The following is a 16,896-nucleotide window of genomic DNA, read 5'->3' as shown; positions in this document are numbered from 1 at the left end:
AACGCGGTTAGCGTCAGATTTATTCCTTCAAATTGAGCAAGTATTAAGTTTAATTGGTATAACATACCGCAATTGAATTAAGTTGATTTTTTATCGCCGCAACTTGATATAATAACCCAATCACTTGGTTAACTTCGGAACGTAGATGAAAGGTAAAATCCCTAGGCAGTTTATTGATGACTTACTAGCAAGGGCAGATATTGTCGAGCTAATAGACGGTCGTGTGGGATTGAAAAAAGCCGGAAAAGACTATCAAGCTTGCTGCCCTTTTCATAATGAAAAAACACCATCGTTCACGGTATCGCGAGATAAACAGTTTTATCACTGCTTCGGCTGTGGAGCTAACGGCAACGCAATTTCTTTTTTGATGGAGTATGACAAACTTGAGTTTGTAGACGCCATTGAAGAGCTTGCTGCGCTCTTAAATTTGGAAGTTCCAAGAGAAAATGCCCCACAAGGGCCGCAACGTTCAATGGCCGAAAAAAAGTCAGATTATGACTTAATGCTACAGGCTGCCAAATTTTATCAACACCAGCTCAAACACCATAAAAATGCCTCGCAGGTTATTGATTATGTGAAAGGCCGTGGTTTAAGTGGCGAAGTTGTACAAAAATTTATGATAGGTTACGCCCCACCTGAGTGGGAATCCTTGTGTAATCAAATTGCACGAAAACCAGAACATAAACAACAGCTGCTTGACCTTAAGCTGGCCTCTGAAAAATCCGCAGGCCGTCAGTTCGACTTTTTCCGTGATCGACTAATGTTTCCAATCCGCGACAAACGAGGCCGAGTTGTCGCATTTGGCGGCAGAATAATGGGAGCGGAACAAGGACCTAAGTATCTAAACTCCCCTGAGACCCGTATTTTTCATAAAAGCTTTGAGCTGTACGGCTTTTATGAAGCCAAGCAAGCACATAAACAATTAGACAAAGTATTGATTGTTGAAGGCTATATGGACGTCGTTGCATTAGCTGAAAAGGGCATTGACTATGCCGTCGCAGCGCTTGGCACAGCAACGACAGCCGAGCATATGCAAACCCTCTTTCGAAATACAGATAAAGTTATCTGTTGTTACGATGGTGACAGAGCTGGACGTGATGCGGCATGGCGAGCACTAGAGCATGCTTTACCTAACCTCAAAGATGGTAAATCACTCCAGTTTGTGTTTTTACCAGATGGTGAAGATCCTGATTCATTAGTTCAACAAGAGGGTAAAGAAGCATTTGAAGCACGATTAGATAAGGCAACTGATTATACACAAGTCTTATTTACCAAACTACGCGAGCAATGTGATTTAACAAATGATGCAGGCAAATCCAAATTACTCACAGATGCGATCCCACTGATAAATAAAATTCCCAGTGAGTACTACCAAGAAACACTATTGAATACCTTGGCGCGATTAATTGGTCGAACTCGAGAGCAACTCAGTGCAAAATTAGCGAATAACAAACATCAAAATAAGATTGAGCGACAATTTAAAGTAACGCCAATGCGAAGAGCCATAGGCCTTTTACTACAACACCCAAATCTGGCACAAAGTGTAGAATATATGCCTGAACTGGCGGAAATGTCGATCCCGGGTATTCAACTCTTACTCGGCCTACAATCTTTGTGTCATCAAAATCCAGCGATCAATACGGCTCAACTGCTTGAACATTACAGAGAGCAGTCAGAATTTGATGCTTTGAAAAAGCTTGCAGTTTGGCAGCATGGGGTTGCTGAAGATAGGTTAGCTGATGAATTTAAAAATACTTTTCAGTTTATTGAAGACCAGTGTTTAAATTATCGCCTTGAGACCCTATTTATAAAAGAGAAAACCGAAGGTTTGAGTAATGATGAACGACTCGAGTGTGCGCTATTAATGCAAGCGCTTAAACGGTAGAAGTTCTAGTCAATAGTAATTTTCGGTGCTATAATGTTCTATTCACTGCGTCATCAAAATTTAGCTGTTAATTAGCTGGCGCCTGTTGTATCAACTTTTCAGAGTGGAAGCAAATTTCTCTATGGATCAATCTCCTCAGTCACAACTCAAACTTCTGATTCAGAAAGGTAAAGAGCAAGGTTATTTAACTTTTGCAGAAGTTAACGATCATCTTCCACAAGACATCATAGACTCAGATCAAGTAGAAGATATCATCAGCATGATCAACGATATGGGTATTCAGGTCTCTGAAAATGCGCCTGATGCTGACGAGTTGATGATGCAAGAAACCACAACAGATGAGGATGCTGCTGAAGCAGCAGCTGCGGCACTAGCGACAGTAGAAAAAGAAATCGGCCGCACAACTGACCCTGTTCGTATGTATATGCGTGAAATGGGTACTGTTGAGCTTCTAACACGTGAAGGCGAGATCCAAATCGCCAAGCGTATTGAAGAAGGGATCAATCAGGTACAGATTTCTGTTGCAGAATACCCTGAAGCTATTACTTACCTTTTGGAGCAATGGGATAAATACGAAGCTGAAGAAATGCGCTTAAGCGACATTGTTTCTGGCTTTTTTGATCCTAATGCTATCGAAGAAGATGAAGCACCTATTTCAGCAACACACATCGGTTCAGAGCTAAGCGATGAAGACTTAGACGACGAAGACGATGATGTTGATGACGACGATGAAGACTCAGATGATGCAGATACAGGGCCAGATCCTGAAGAAGCACGTGAACATTTTGAGCATCTTCGTACACTTTACAATAATGCTCGTGAAATATTTGAAGGTAAAGGCCGTTCACATCCTGATGCACAAGCTGCAATTCAGGAGATTGGTGATCATTTCCGTACTTTCAAACTAGTTCCTAAGCAATTTGACCGCATGGTAAATAACATGCGTGACATGATGGATAAAGTACGTGTTCAAGAACGTATCATCATGAAACAAGCGGTTCAAATAGCAAAAGTACCAAAGAAAACATTCGTTAAGCATTTTGCTAACAATGAAACTGACACCGCTTGGATTGATGCGGAAATCGCATCCGGAGAAAAGCACTCAGCAAAATTAGCTGAAGTGAAGCCAGAAATCGAGCGTTGTGTAAATAAGTTAAAGGTGTTTGAAGAAAGCACTGGATTAAGCATAGAGCGTATTAAAGATATCAACCGCCGCATGAGTATTGGTGAGGCCAAAGCCCGTCGTGCCAAGAAAGAAATGGTTGAAGCAAACTTGCGTCTTGTAATTTCAATCGCGAAAAAGTATACCAACCGTGGTTTACAATTCTTGGATTTGATCCAAGAGGGTAACATTGGTCTAATGAAAGCGGTTGATAAGTTCGAATACCGTCGTGGTTATAAGTTTTCAACTTATGCAACTTGGTGGATCCGTCAGGCCATTACGCGCTCTATCGCGGATCAGGCTAGAACAATCCGTATCCCAGTGCATATGATTGAAACCATCAATAAGCTGAATCGTATTTCACGTCAAATGCTCCAGGAAATGGGTCGTGAACCTAGTCCTGAAGAATTGGCGGAACGTATGGTAATGCCTGAAGATAAGATCCGTAAAGTACTGAAGATCGCAAAAGAGCCTATCTCAATGGAAACACCAATTGGTGATGATGAAGATTCGCATCTTGGTGACTTTATCGAAGATACCACTATTGAATCACCGATTGATTCGGCGACAATGGAAAGTCTTCGTGGTGCAACCAACGAGGTACTTGCGGGACTAACAGCACGTGAAGCAAAAGTACTGCGTATGCGTTTCGGTATTGATATGAACACCGACCACACATTAGAAGAAGTAGGTAAACAGTTTGACGTAACCCGTGAGCGTATTCGTCAGATTGAAGCAAAAGCACTTCGTAAGCTTCGCCACCCTTCTCGTTCTGATCTATTAAAGAGCTTCCTAGACGTTAAAGGCTAAGAAGTAGCAAATAAGATTAAGGCCGCTATCAAGCGGCCTTTTTTATACTAATTGGATTAAATAGGTATACAAACATGGCTTGGATCCAAATTCGAATTTATGCCGATAAGGCCGACGCTGATGCCCTAAGCGATATGCTAATGGATATTGGCTGCCCTTCTGTGACATTTATGGATAGTAAAAATAACCCGGTTTATGAGCCAAAACCAGGTGAGGTAATTTTATGGCCAGAAACAACCGTCATTGGGTTATTTGAAGCCAACCATGATATGCAGGCTGTCGTCGATTACCTGCAATCACAACACGATAAGCCACTAAATTATAAACTTGAGCAGCTAGAAGACAAAGACTGGGAACGTGAATGGATGGATAACTTCCACCCTATTAAGTTTGGTGAAAGATTATGGATTTGCCCTAGTTGGCGCGACATACCTGATCCTAGCGCTGTAAATGTACTACTAGATCCTGGTCTTGCATTTGGTACAGGGACACATGCCACCACCGCACTTTGCCTCAAGTGGCTCGAACAACAAGATCTCAGCGGTAAAACCGTCGTCGATTTTGGCTGCGGCTCAGGCATTTTAGGCATTGCAGCGATAAAACTTGGCGCAGAGCGCGTGATTGGTATTGATATAGACCCTCAAGCTCTGGTTGCGAGTCGTGAAAATGCAAAGCGCAATGGTGTAGAAGAGCAACTGGAAGTCTACTTACCAGAAAACCAGCCTGATTTTAGTGCTGATATTGTAGTCGCTAACATTCTTGCACAGCCTTTAAGAGAGCTCCATGAGATTATTCTTGGCTTCTTAGGCAATGAAGGCGCGATTGCCATGTCTGGTATTTTAGAGGAGCAAGCTCAGTCTGTGGCAGATGTATACGCCCCCTTTATCCACTTAGATGACATTGCTCAAGAAGGAGAATGGACTCGAGTTAGTGGGGTTAAAAAGTAACAAGGTAAGAACTGGCTTACGTTAGCTAAGTCAACACCGCTTACCTGCACACTCGCTGTTCATAAAGTTAGTAACTTTTAACTGCTAAAGCCTGTAATTAACAGGCTTTACTCATTTTTTACAGCTTATTATTTAAACTCATATTAGAGTAAAAATTGTTTTTAGGTTAAATTTCAGCCGATTTTTCCTAACTCTCAGCTTGTTATCAAAAGTCAACCCATAAAGTTCAAAAAAAAAGCAATTATGTTCAATTTATAACCTTTGATTTTTGCAAAAAAAACCGTAAACTTAGCGCCCCTTGAGGAAAGGCGGATTAAACTGTAGTGCGTATTGGTCCATACCAACTTGAAAACAATCTTATCGTAGCACCCATGGCGGGCATCACTGACAGACCGTTCAGACAACTGTGTCGGCGTCTAGGTGCAGGACTTGCGGTATCTGAAATGTTGTCTTCAAATCCTAAAGTGTGGAAAACCGATAAATCGCAAAATCGCATGGATCACAGTGGTGAATCTGGCATTCGCTCGGTGCAAATCGCAGGAGCGGATCCAGAGCTGATGGCGCAAGCAGCACAATTTAATGTCGCCAATGGTGCGCAGATCATAGATATAAATATGGGCTGCCCCGCAAAGAAAGTGAACAAAAAGCTTGCAGGCTCAGCGCTATTGCAACACCCCAAGCTGGTAGATGAAATCATCTCTGCGGTGGTGGCTGCCGTAAAGGTTCCCGTGTCGTTAAAAATCCGTACAGGGTGGGACACAGACAACCGTAACGGCGTTGAGATTGCTCGCATCGCTGAACGTCGTGGCATTGCTTCGCTAGCAGTACATGGTCGCACAAGAGCATGTATGTATAAGGGCGATGCAGAATACGCTACGATCAGAGAAATTAAACGTTCAGTATCAATCCCTGTGGTTGCCAATGGTGATATCACGTCACCAGAGAAAGCGAAACAGGTACTGGAATACACGGGTGCAGATGCCATTATGATTGGTCGAGCCGCCCAAGGTCGCCCTTGGATTTTCCGAGAGATAGACCACTATTTGAAAACCGGTGAACACTTGCCCGAGCCTGAAATAGCAGAGGTTCGAGCAATTTTGATGGAACACTTAGTTAACCTCCATCAGTTCTATGGTGAACCAATGGGAGCGCGCATCGCACGCAAACATGTATCTTGGTATTTGCAAGCCCATGACCAAGAAGGTCAATTTAGGCGAGTATTCAATGCTCTTGAAGCGCCTGAGGCGCAAATCGAGGCATTAGAAGACTATTTTGAAACATTAGGGTAAATATATTTTTTGCCCTGCAAGCTAACTAAGAAAGAGACATAACGATGTTCGAACAAAATGTGACTTCTCCATTTATTACTAACGCTCATGTTCAGTCACAAGAGAAACCGCAACCTTTGCGCGATGCAGTTAAAAAAGCTGTACATCACTACCTAAAGCAGCTTAATGGTCAAGACGTACAAGACGTTTATGAGTTAGTTCTTTCTGAGCTTGAAGCACCTCTACTTGAAGAGGTTATGACTTATACTCGTGGTAACCAGACTCGTGCAGCGATCCTTTTAGGTATCAACCGTGGCACACTTCGCAAGAAGCTAAAAAAATACGGCATGAACTAAGCACTGTTAGTAAAATTTAGTTGATAAAAAAGCACCTTTTGGTGCTTTTTTATTGTATAAAATTCAGCAGCTAGCGGACATTTATCCTTTGCATGTCGCACTTTTCTCATATTTAACTCGCCTTTTAACATCGTCATCTTAACAATAATGCGCTAAAATACCGGCTTTCTAAGCTAGCCCTTAACTAATCATTGAGGAAACCTGAACCATCATGGATATACATCGTCCAATTCGTCGCGCCCTTCTAAGCGTGTCAGATAAAACCGGTATCGTTGAATTTGCAGCAGCTTTAGAAGCTCAAGGCGTGGAAATTCTATCAACTGGCGGTACTTGCAAACTACTTGCAGAAAATGGCATTAAAGTAACAGAAGTATCTGATTACACAGGCCACCCAGAGATCATGGATGGTCGCGTGAAAACGCTTCACCCTAAAGTGCATGGCGGTATTCTCGGACGTCGCGGTCAAGATGAAGACATAATGACCGAAAACAATATCTCAGCAATCGATATGGTAGTAGTCAACTTATACCCCTTCGCACAAACTGTTGCGAAAGCTGACTGTAGCCTAGAAGATGCAATCGAAAACATAGATATTGGTGGCCCGACTATGGTTCGCGCTGCAGCTAAGAACCACAAAGACGTAACCATTGTTGTCAATGCGAGTGACTATGGCCGAATCATTGAAGAAATGAAGGCTAACACAGGCTCTACAACATACAAGACGCGTTTTGACCTTGCTATTGCCGCCTATGAGCATACCGCCCAGTATGACGGTATGATTGCAAACTACTTCGGCAAAATGGTTCCTGATTATACTGAGGAAGCCTCTGAAGAGACTAAATTCCCACGTACTATCAATATGCAGTTCACGAAGAAACAAGATATGCGCTACGGTGAAAACTCTCACCAAGATGCCGCTTTCTATGTTGAGAACAATATCGAAGAAGCATCTGTAGCAACCGCTAAGCAGCTGCAAGGTAAGGCACTATCTTACAATAATATCGCAGATACCGATGCCGCACTTGAGTGTGTGAAAGAGTTTGATAAACCAGCTTGTGTTATCGTAAAACATGCAAATCCTTGTGGAGTTGCTGTAGATGAGACAATCTTGGCAGCCTATGACCGCGCCTTTAAAACCGACCCAACCTCTGCTTTCGGTGGCATCATCGCATTCAACCGTGAGTTGGATGGTGACACAGCAGAAGCGATTGTTGCTCGTCAATTTGTTGAAGTAATTATTGCCCCAAGTATTTCAGAAGAAGCAGCGCAAATTGTTGCTGCAAAGAAAAATGTTCGCCTGCTTGAATGCGGCCAATGGTCTACTAAGACCACAGGCACTGACATCAAACGTGTTAATGGTGGTATCTTAGTACAAGATCGTGATCAAGGCATGGTTGGCTTGGAAGACCTGAAGGTAGTTTCAAAACGCCAACCGACCGAACAAGAGCTAAAAGATCTATTATTCTGCTGGAAAGTCGCTAAGTTTGTTAAGTCAAATGCGATTGTTTATGCCCGTGACGGTATGACAATCGGTGTAGGTGCAGGTCAAATGAGTCGCGTTTACTCAGCTAAGATAGCTGGGATCAAAGCCGCAGATGAGAACTTAGAAGTACCTGGTTCAGTGATGGCATCTGATGCTTTTTTCCCATTCCGCGATGGTATAGACGCCGCCGCCGCTGCGGGTATTACCGCAGTTATCCAACCGGGTGGCTCTATGCGTGACGAAGAAGTGATAGCCGCCGCAGATGAAGCGGGAATGGCCATGGTATTCACCGGAATGCGCCACTTCCGCCATTAATCAATAAAGCGCGAAACTGATGAGTTTCGCGCTTTTTGTTTCAGCTAATTTCCAGTATTCTGGCTACAGCATGATCATAACAGAATGAAGGAAACTAACGATGAATCTAAGTATGAAACCTCTTATCGCTGCTGCCGTGTTTACGACTCTTGTAGGCTGTAACGCGACAGAATCAAACTCAAACCAAGCAGTACCAAGCGCAATTGCAACAGCCGTTGCCAACGACAATCGTGCAGAGAAAAACACAGCTCGCGATCAATATAGAAACCCAAGTGAAACGCTTGCTTTTTTTGGTATTGAACCTGCTATGACTGTGGTAGAGATTGCCCCAGGCGGTGGTTGGTATAGCGAAATCTTAGCACCTCTTGTTCAAGGCAAAGGCACATACTACGCAGCGCATTTCCCTGCTGATTCAGATGTTGGTTACTATCAACGTTCATTAAAAAGCTACCAAGAAAAAGTGGCAACCAACCCAGATTACAGTGAAGTTAAGATCACCGAGTTTGCACCAATTACACATAGTAATATTGCACCAGCAGGCAGCGCCGATGTGGTACTAACCTTCCGTAATGTCCATAACTGGTACATGGGTAAAGGTGATGAAGGTGTGCTTAGCGCATTCAATGCTTTTAACAAAGCCCTGAAACCTGGTGGTATTTTAGGTGTAGTTGAACACCGTCTACCAGAGCACCGTGATACTGAAGACCAAAAGTCTTCTGGTTACATGAAGCAAAGTTATGTTATCGATATAGCCAAAAAGGCTGGATTTGAGCTGATTGCAAGTAGTGAAATTAACGCAAACCCATTGGATAGTGCAAACCATCCTAAAGGGGTATGGACGCTACCTCCACGCTTGGCGCTTGGTGATGAGAAAGCCGCGCAATATAAAGCGATTGGAGAAAGCGACCGCATGACCTTAAAATTCAAAAAGCTTTAATAGGAAAATTTCGCCATGAATGTACTCGTCATTGGCAGCGGTGGACGTGAGCACGCGCTTGCATTCAAAGCCGCACAAAATCCATCTGTAAAAACTGTTTTTGTCGCACCTGGTAACGCAGGTACAGCGCTTGAACCTAAGCTTGAAAATGTTGCTATCGGTGTTGAAGATATCGATGCTTTGGTCGCATTTGCTAAAGAAAACAATGTGCAATTGACTATTGTTGGTCCTGAAGCGCCATTAGTTATTGGTGTTGTTGACCGATTCCGTGAAGAAGGCCTAGCTATTTTTGGCCCGACACAAGCGGCAGCACAACTGGAAGGCTCAAAGTCGTTCACTAAGGACTTTTTAGCACGCCACCACATTCCAACAGCGGCATATCAGACTTTTGAAGAGATAGAGCCTGCGCTTGCTTACTTAAAGGCACAAGGCGCACCTATTGTTGTCAAGGCTGATGGCCTTGCTGCTGGTAAAGGAGTCATCGTGGCTATGACCGAAGCGGAGGCGGAAGAAGCTATTCGCGATATGCTGGCGGGTAATGCCTTTGGTGAAGCCGGTAGTCGCGTTGTTATCGAGGAGTTTTTAGAAGGTGAAGAGGCCTCTTTTATCGTCATGGTTGACGGTAAAAATGTACTCCCTTTTGCCACCAGCCAAGATCATAAACGCGCCTATGACGGCGATAAAGGTCCAAATACCGGTGGTATGGGAGCCTACTCTCCAGCGCCGGTGGTCACACCGGACATTCATGATCGTATCATGGCTGAAGTGATCAACCCGACGGTTGAAGGGATGGCAAAAGAAGGTCACCCATATACAGGCTTTCTTTACGCTGGTTTGATGATCACAGCTGACGGCACTCCCAAAGTTATCGAGTATAACTGCCGCTTTGGCGACCCAGAAACACAACCAATTATGTTACGTCTTCAATCAGATTTAGTTGAGCTGATTGAGGCGGCTAACCGAGAAGAACTGGATCAAACAGCAATTGAATTCGATCCACGAGCTGCGGTTGGCGTTGTACTTGCTGCTAAAGGGTATCCTGGTAGTTACCCGAAAGGAGATGCTATATCAGGCCTACAGGTAAGTTATCCTGAAGGTGAAAAAGTATTCCATGCCGGTACTAAACAAGATGGCGAACACGTTGTGACTGCTGGTGGTCGAGTTCTATGTGCAACCGCACTTGGACATACGGTAACTGAAGCACAAAAACGTGCCTACTCTCTAGTGAAAGATATTCACTGGGAAGGTGTGGAATACCGTACCGACATTGCATATCGCGCGATCGCACGCGAAAGCTAATTCACGTTAAGCTTTGCTAGGCCAGCTATTGCTGGCCTTTTTAGTTTATGTACTTCGTTCACCTTGATTTGCTATGGTATCCTACCCTTTTATGAGCATTTTTAGGGGCAAAGATGCAAGTACAAGGTACACTCAGCAAGTTAAAATCTACGCTTGTTGAACCTATTCAATATCAATTACCGGTTGGGGATAACTTAGTATCACTTAATGATTACTTCGGAAAACCCATCACGCTTACCTTCACTGGCAATATATTTTGTAGTAATTGTGGTAAAAAAACCAAAAAGAGTTATTCCCAAGGGCACTGCTATGTGTGCATGAAAAAGCTCGCAAGCTGCGACATGTGTATTATGAAGCCTGAAACTTGCCACTTCGATCAAGGCACCTGTAGAGAGCCAAAGTGGGGGGAAGAAAACTGTATGATCCCACACTATGTCTATTTAGCGAATACTTCAGGACTAAAGGTTGGGATTACTCGCCATACACAAATACCAACGCGCTGGATAGATCAAGGCGCGACGCAAGCATTACCGATTTTTAAAGTGCAGACCCGTCATCAGTCAGGGTTAGTGGAAGTAGCACTGGCGCAGTTTATTGCTGATAAAACTAATTGGCGTAATATGCTCAAAGGGATCAACCCTGAAGTAGACCTCAAGGCAGAAGCCGCTAAGCTTATTCCACAGATCCAAACCAAACTCGATGAGCTGGCCGAACTCTTTGGCGCGACAGCTATTGAAGTGCTAGATGAAGAGGTGGTCGACCTCACTTTCCCTGTGGAGCAACATCCGAGCAAAATCACTTCATTTAACTTTGACAAGGATCCCGTGGTATCTGGTGTACTTGAGGGGATCAAAGGTCAGTACCTGCTTTTTGATAACGGCGTGATCAACATCCGTAAGTTTAGCTCCTACGAGATCACCTTCTCTGACGAGTAAAACGCCTGCCAGTCGTCTTCTGTAAGCGGTTTACAGAAGACATATCCCTGAATAGTATGACAGCCTAGCTTACGTAGATAACGCTTTTGTACTGGCTTTTCTACTCCCTCTGCAACAACTTGTAAATTAAGTGCTTTAGCCATAGCAACAATTGCCGCAACAATCTCACTATTACCATACTCATCAGGCACTTTTGCAATAAAGCTAGCATCAATTTTGAGTATATCTATAGGGAGTTTAGCTAAGTAGCTCAATGCGGAATAACCAGTGCCAAAATCATCAATTGCTAGCTTTACACCAAGCTCTTTGAGCTTTTTCAAGGTGTATTTCGCCTCCAATAAATTACCAATAAAGCTATTCTCAGTGAGCTCTAACTCCAAATACTTCCCTTCGACATTGTGTTTTTTTAATGCTTGGGCGACACATTGATAAAGATCCCCCTGAGTGACATGTGACGCCGAAATGTTAATCGCTAAGCGCCTTATCTCCATTCCAGCTTGTTGCCATTTAGCTAAGTGCTGGCAAGCCTTATCTATTACCCATTGGTCAAGACGGATTATTAGCCCAAGCTCTTCTGCCAGTGGAATAAACTGGGCCGGTGATATAACGCCCAAGTTTGGGTCACGCCAGCGTAGCAAACACTCAACACTGGAGATGCGACTGCTAGTTAAACATTGCAATGGCTGAAAATGCAGCTCAAACTCATCATTTTCCAAGGCGTTTTGAAAACGACTGAGCATAGATAAACGCTCAAATGAACGTGCATTCATCGACGCTTCGAATAACTGGAAGGAATTACGCCCGACTTCTTTGGAGCGATACATAGCAACATCGGCATGCTTCAATAAAGTTTCGGTATCATGGCCATCCTCGGGGTAAATAGCCGCCCCCATCGAGGCCGTCGCAGCGACCTGCATATCACCAAGTTGAAAAGGGTGCGACAACGCCATTAAGATTTGATCTGCAAACTCAATGACCTCCGACATACCGTTCACTTCGCTCAGTAACACGACAAATTCATCACCACCAAGTCGCGCCAGCGTGTCCCCTTCATTCAAAATAGACTTTATCCGCTCACTAACCTGTACTAATAACTCATCTCCAGCGCTGTGGCCAAGAGAGTCGTTCACTTCCTTAAAGCGGTCTAAATCTATAAACATCACGCTAAGCTTTTGCTTGTAGCGGTGTGCGGATGCCAACGCCATAGAAAGTCTATCGTAGAATAAGCGACGATTAGGCAACCCGGTCAATTCATCAAAATAAGCCAAACGAGCAATTTTTTCTTCTGCATTTTTTCGCTCCGTAATATCGCTAAAAATGGCGGCGTAGAGCATGTCGTCACTGTAAGGCTCTCTGATCTCAATAATCGTGAGCCATTCAACATAGATTTCACCGCTCTTTTTACGATTGCATATCTCGCCTTGCCATACCCCTGTTTCCCTGAGCGTTTGCCACATACTCTGGTAGTAAGATTCATCATGTAAGCCAGAGCTTAATATACTGGGATTTTTGCCAAGCACTTCGTAATCTTTATAACCGGTTAGCGCACTGAATGCCGGATTGATCTGAATAATTTCGCCCGAACTTTTGGTGATCATGATGCCATCCAAAGAGGCATCAATGATACGATTGGCAAGGTATAAATTCTTCTCAGATTTTTGCAGTGCAATATCTCGCTGCACCAATACCTTCTCTAATTCACTGCAATACGCAGTTTCAATTTCAGTTAGTACATTCTTCAGTGCTAATAAGCCAATAACTTTTTGAGATTCGGGGCAAGTGACAACTAAATGCCGAATAGAATTTACCGTCATCATGCGGTAGGCATCAAATAAACTATCCTTTGGGGTCATTGCCAGCATCGGGTAACTTGCCAAATTCCAACATGGTTGACGCCAATCGGGGTTGAGAATGATGTAGGCAATATCTCGTTGGGTGATGATCCCATATTCATGTAAAGCATGATTATATACCAGCACCGCAGTGAGCTTTAATTCACACATACTACTAATCACATCAGAAACGCAATCCTGGCTGTCTAACACGACAATATTTGAATCAAAGTGTTGCTCAATTGGCCGAAAGTGCAGGTAATGGTCTAGTCCTTGGCTGCGAACAATATCCGACAACGACACCACACCACAAGGAATATTATCAAGGTCAATGACTAATAGATGGCGGATCCCCAGCTGATGAAACTTAACAGTGGCTTCGCTCAATGTCTTATCTATCTGAATTTTTTGTACCGGAGAGGTCATCACAGATTTGATAGGCACTTGAGCAAAATTTGGATCATTAAAGTCGAGCTTAACGCAATCGGACTCAGTCCAAATACCGATAATATCATCAGCACGAGTAACAAAAATAGAACTCACTCGGTTTGCTTGCATTTGTGCAACCGCATCATGAAGACTCGTTTGCTCATCGCAACATAACAAGCTATTGGTAAATACTTCTTTGATCTGTAACTGACGTGAATCACCAACCATAAGCACACTCTCGCAATATTATTCCAATTTGAAGTATACTGAGCGTCGCTGTTGATAACTTGACCTTGAACAAATAATGACGATAAAAAATTATCCAATCCTACTGGTATTAGACCAAAGTATAGAGCTTATTGAGGATGATAAAGCGCTATCAGACTCTATTCATATGCTTGATGACGCCACCAAGAGCAATGCCGTCGTTATCGCATCGAATGGCAGTTGTACCAATTTACAGGGGCATGTGGTTGATACCATAGAGCTGCCTGATTTAACCAGTTTAGTGCAACAGTACCTTATTGACGAAGGACAATGTTGTGTTAGTAAAATACAATTGCAGAGTGTTCAGCAAGCTTTTGCGTTACTAAAGTAATTCACCCTCTTCTACTAACGCTTTGATGTGCGTCACGGCACTACGGCCAAGTGAAGACAGATCGTATCCACCTTCTAAGTAGGAGATAATACCTAAGCAGTGTTGTGATTTTGCTAACGCAACAACTTGTTCAGTAAACCATTGATAGTCCTGCTCAACTAGTTTTAGTCCTCCCATATCATCTTCAAGATGGCCATCAAATCCGGCACTAATAAAGATAAGCTGTGGTCTAAATGTTTCTAGTTTTGGTAGCCACTGCTGTTGAAATAATGCTTTTAAATCATTGCCATCAGCACCTGCTGCCAATGGAGAGTTAATTAAGCTTTGATGGTTTTCAATCGCGGTATTAGGATAGAATGGATACTGAAATAGTGAACAAAACAGAATGCTAGGATCGTCTTTGAAAATATCTTGAGTACCATTGCCATGGTGCACATCAATATCTAAAATTGCAATCCGCTCAACCCCCTTGGCTTTTGCGTAAGCCGCAGCAATGGCGACATTATTAAAGACACAGAACCCAGAGGAAGTACTTTGATTAGCATGGTGTCCTGGCGGCCTTACCGCGCAAAATGCGGCATCGAGATTACCAGCAATAACTTCGTCTACCGCTAATATTCCAGCACCAACAGCACGCTCAATTGCTTTTAGCGAGTCAGGGCACAGCCATGTATCACCGTCTAATGACGCCAGTCCTTCACTCGGGATCTTGTCTATCACCTCTTTAATCATGGCTTGATCATGCACCAAGGCATAATGCGAGGTGTCAGCTTTAATTGCGGCTTTATGTTCTACGGCTATATCTAATCCAGAGGCCAGTAGCCTATCCGATATCGCATCTAATCTGGCCGGACATTCGGGATGTTCCTCTGTCATTTTATGCTTGCGGCAATAAGGGTGGGTGATAATTGCAGTACGCATCGTAGAATACATCCTCGCTTAGTGTATGACTCTGTTGAGTCCAGTCATTGCTCCTTTTGACTATATCAAAGCCACCTCTTAGTGGCTTTGATACTTTGGTATATCCTAATGCGCTGCAGGCGCAGCCTTAGCCTTAGCCTTTAATTCAAGGTTGTGAAAATCAAAACTAAAATCGGTGATTTGAGGGTTTACAAATTCCATTTCAGCTGACTCTACGCGTTGTGATTTATTAATAGTAAAGTTGATATAGGCGTCAGCCTCAAGTAACGGCTCATCCCAGCGTACCACAAAAGTATTGCCACTGAGATGCTCAAGCTTTCCTTTTAGCCGTTTAGTGTGCGTAAAATCAATTCGCAGTACATTATCAAGTTGCTCTATTATCACATCACCGTACCATGAGCTTACCAAAGTTCCGGTGTAATTTTGCAACGGCAATGATGGCTGCGGCGCCGTTACTTTGGCAATGCCTGCTTTTGCGTACTTTTCTTGCTGAGCTTTAAAATAGTCATCAGCAATAAGGTTGACCCAATCTTTATCTTCTAACCCTAGGGCATCCTCAAATACTTCATTAATAATCGCTGATAACGCAGCATACTTTTGCTGATTTGACAGCACAACAACACCCAGCTTCTTCTCCGGGATCATTGCAACCTGAGAGACCATGCCTAAAATACCGCCGCCGTGGCCTACTTTTTTATAACCGAAATAATCTTCAATCGCCCAGCCTAAGCCGTAACCTCTAAACTGCTGGTGATAAAATGATGCCGCTTTTTTGGCAGGTATTCGTGTTATATGAGGGTGCCACATTTGTACTTGCTGAGCAGCTGAAAATAATTGCTCGCCGGATGGCAGCTGCCCACCAGCTAACTGAGTTTGTAGCCACTTTGTCATATCATCGACATTGGACGCAATGGCACCCGCCCCTCGAAAATCTTCAAGATAGTTAACAAAAAATGGCGTCAATTTACCCGACATAGGAATATGTCCCGTTGCCCAGTTCATGTTATCTGATGGGATCCGAGAAAACCCAGCTTTGGAATCATCCATCTCCAATTTATTGAACATTTCTTGCTCAACAAAGTCGCGCCAGTTTTTACCACTCACTCGACTGACAACTTCACCGGCTACCACAAACATGAGATTGTTGTAGGCGTATTGACTGCGAAAGCTGGAATCTGGTTTAAGGTGTGAGATACCAGCAAGTAGTTCAGGCATGGTTTTATCTGTATCAGGCCAGATCATTAAATCTCCGGCCCCTAAACCTAACCCGCTGCGGTGACTTAATAAGTCGCGAATGGTCATTTCTCGAGTGACATAGCTATCGTAAAGCTTAAACTCAGGAATATGCTGAACAACTTTATCATCCCAGCTTAATTTTCCCTGATCAACCAACATTGCCAGTGCTGCGGCAGTAAAAGCTTTGGTATTAGATGCGATCCCAAAAAGCGTATCAGCGTTGACGTTAGCAGGCTTGTGTAAATGTGTGACCCCAAAGCCTTTGGTCATCACAACTTTGCCATCTTCAACAATACCTATCGCTAAACCCGGTATATTGAACCGCTTCATCGCTTCTTCGACGGCACTTTCCACATCTTGTAAATTTACAGCTGCACTAGCAGGCGGTGTCAGTATACTTACAGCAACCAAACCAGTTGTGATGAGCCATTGTTTTATTTTCATTACTATTCCTTGGATTTATTACAGCTCAGCCATTTAAGT

Annotated in this window: 13 protein-coding genes; 10 read left to right on the top strand and 3 right to left on the bottom strand. The window is 43.5% G+C overall.

Translation table 11 applies throughout. The annotated features are described in order from the left end of the window. The first annotated feature begins 145 nt into the window (after positions 1 to 145). From dnaG to D9603_RS09895, 9 genes are all read left to right on the top strand, one after another. Entirely contained in the window at positions 146 to 1,885 is a 1,740-nt protein-coding gene (gene dnaG, locus D9603_RS09935) for a DNA primase (protein WP_128731182.1), read from the top strand. A gap of 121 nt (positions 1,886 to 2,006) precedes the next feature. Beyond that, positions 2,007 to 3,857 carry an RNA polymerase sigma factor RpoD gene (gene rpoD, locus D9603_RS09930; RefSeq protein ID WP_128731181.1) on the top strand — a complete coding sequence of 617 codons (1,851 nt, stop codon included), beginning with the start codon at positions 2,007 to 2,009 and terminating at the stop codon, positions 3,855 to 3,857. A gap of 74 nt (positions 3,858 to 3,931) precedes the next feature. Next, positions 3,932 to 4,804 (top strand): 50S ribosomal protein L11 methyltransferase, encoded by an 873-nt coding sequence (gene prmA, locus D9603_RS09925; RefSeq protein ID WP_125252107.1) that lies wholly within the window; start codon positions 3,932 to 3,934, stop codon positions 4,802 to 4,804. Between the two features lie 323 nt (positions 4,805 to 5,127). Then, positions 5,128 to 6,093: a tRNA dihydrouridine synthase DusB gene (gene dusB / locus D9603_RS09920; RefSeq protein WP_125252108.1), complete on the top strand. Its 966-nt coding sequence runs from the start codon at positions 5,128 to 5,130 to the stop codon at positions 6,091 to 6,093. Positions 6,094 to 6,137: 44 nt separating this feature from the next. Further along, positions 6,138 to 6,428: a DNA-binding transcriptional regulator Fis gene (gene fis / locus D9603_RS09915; RefSeq protein ID WP_010374122.1), complete on the top strand. Its 291-nt coding sequence runs from the start codon at positions 6,138 to 6,140 to the stop codon at positions 6,426 to 6,428. Positions 6,429 to 6,639: 211 nt separating this feature from the next. Further along, complete coding sequence (gene purH, locus D9603_RS09910; protein WP_128731180.1) at positions 6,640 to 8,226, top strand: bifunctional phosphoribosylaminoimidazolecarboxamide formyltransferase/IMP cyclohydrolase; 1,587 nt, start codon at positions 6,640 to 6,642, stop codon at positions 8,224 to 8,226. Between the two features lie 100 nt (positions 8,227 to 8,326). After that, on the top strand, positions 8,327 to 9,163 hold the full coding sequence (locus D9603_RS09905; RefSeq protein WP_128731179.1) for a class I SAM-dependent methyltransferase: 837 nt from the start codon (positions 8,327 to 8,329) through the stop codon (positions 9,161 to 9,163). Positions 9,164 to 9,178: 15 nt separating this feature from the next. Continuing rightward, on the top strand, positions 9,179 to 10,462 hold the full coding sequence (gene purD, locus D9603_RS09900; RefSeq protein ID WP_128731178.1) for a phosphoribosylamine--glycine ligase: 1,284 nt from the start codon (positions 9,179 to 9,181) through the stop codon (positions 10,460 to 10,462). Between the two features lie 113 nt (positions 10,463 to 10,575). After that, the gene (locus tag D9603_RS09895; RefSeq protein ID WP_125252112.1) at positions 10,576 to 11,397 is read left to right on the top strand and encodes a DUF2797 domain-containing protein; all 822 of its coding nucleotides are present in this window, start codon (positions 10,576 to 10,578) and stop codon (positions 11,395 to 11,397) included. Here D9603_RS09895 and D9603_RS09890 read toward each other — a convergent pair. Beyond that, positions 11,370 to 13,886: an EAL domain-containing protein gene (locus tag D9603_RS09890; RefSeq protein WP_125252113.1), complete on the bottom strand. Its 2,517-nt coding sequence runs from the start codon at positions 13,884 to 13,886 to the stop codon at positions 11,370 to 11,372. The two genes, D9603_RS09895 and D9603_RS09890, sit on opposite strands and share 28 nt — an antisense overlap. A 76-nt stretch (positions 13,887 to 13,962) precedes the next feature. On the opposite strand from D9603_RS09890, the gene D9603_RS09885 reads away from it, so the two are divergent. Next, complete coding sequence (locus D9603_RS09885; RefSeq protein ID WP_128731177.1) at positions 13,963 to 14,256, top strand: DUF4144 family protein; 294 nt, start codon at positions 13,963 to 13,965, stop codon at positions 14,254 to 14,256. On the opposite strand, the gene D9603_RS09880 is transcribed toward D9603_RS09885, so the two are convergent. Together D9603_RS09880 and D9603_RS09875 are read right to left on the bottom strand one after the other, a co-directional pair. Further along, positions 14,248 to 15,177 (bottom strand): histone deacetylase family protein, encoded by a 930-nt coding sequence (locus tag D9603_RS09880; RefSeq protein WP_128731176.1) that lies wholly within the window; start codon positions 15,175 to 15,177, stop codon positions 14,248 to 14,250. The two genes, D9603_RS09885 and D9603_RS09880, sit on opposite strands and share 9 nt — an antisense overlap. A 105-nt stretch (positions 15,178 to 15,282) precedes the next feature. Continuing rightward, entirely contained in the window at positions 15,283 to 16,857 is a 1,575-nt protein-coding gene (locus D9603_RS09875) for a serine hydrolase (protein WP_128731175.1), read from the bottom strand. Positions 16,858 to 16,896 lie beyond the last annotated feature (39 nt).

It is taken from the genome of Pseudoalteromonas sp. PS5 (assembly GCF_004103255.1).
Taxonomy (GTDB): Bacteria; Pseudomonadota; Gammaproteobacteria; order Enterobacterales; family Alteromonadaceae; genus Pseudoalteromonas; species Pseudoalteromonas peptidolytica.
This window is presented reverse-complemented; position numbering and strand designations above follow the sequence as displayed.

What these genes read in the sequence shown, in the direction of transcription:
- D9603_RS09905 (WP_128731179.1), top strand. Translation starts at nt 8,327, where the DNA reads ATGAATCTAAGTATGAAACCTCTTATCGCTGCTGCCGTGTTTACGACT.
- prmA (WP_125252107.1), top strand. Translation starts at nt 3,932, where the DNA reads ATGGCTTGGATCCAAATTCGAATTTATGCCGATAAGGCCGACGCTGAT.
- D9603_RS09890 (WP_125252113.1), bottom strand. Translation starts at nt 13,886, where the DNA reads ATGGTTGGTGATTCACGTCAGTTACAGATCAAAGAAGTATTTACCAAT.
- purD (WP_128731178.1), top strand. Translation starts at nt 9,179, where the DNA reads ATGAATGTACTCGTCATTGGCAGCGGTGGACGTGAGCACGCGCTTGCA.
- D9603_RS09880 (WP_128731176.1), bottom strand. Translation starts at nt 15,177, where the DNA reads ATGCGTACTGCAATTATCACCCACCCTTATTGCCGCAAGCATAAAATG.
- D9603_RS09885 (WP_128731177.1), top strand. Translation starts at nt 13,963, where the DNA reads ATGACGATAAAAAATTATCCAATCCTACTGGTATTAGACCAAAGTATA.
- purH (WP_128731180.1), top strand. Translation starts at nt 6,640, where the DNA reads ATGGATATACATCGTCCAATTCGTCGCGCCCTTCTAAGCGTGTCAGAT.
- fis (WP_010374122.1), top strand. Translation starts at nt 6,138, where the DNA reads ATGTTCGAACAAAATGTGACTTCTCCATTTATTACTAACGCTCATGTT.
- rpoD (WP_128731181.1), top strand. Translation starts at nt 2,007, where the DNA reads ATGGATCAATCTCCTCAGTCACAACTCAAACTTCTGATTCAGAAAGGT.
- D9603_RS09895 (WP_125252112.1), top strand. Translation starts at nt 10,576, where the DNA reads ATGCAAGTACAAGGTACACTCAGCAAGTTAAAATCTACGCTTGTTGAA.
- D9603_RS09875 (WP_128731175.1), bottom strand. Translation starts at nt 16,857, where the DNA reads ATGAAAATAAAACAATGGCTCATCACAACTGGTTTGGTTGCTGTAAGT.
- dnaG (WP_128731182.1), top strand. Translation starts at nt 146, where the DNA reads ATGAAAGGTAAAATCCCTAGGCAGTTTATTGATGACTTACTAGCAAGG.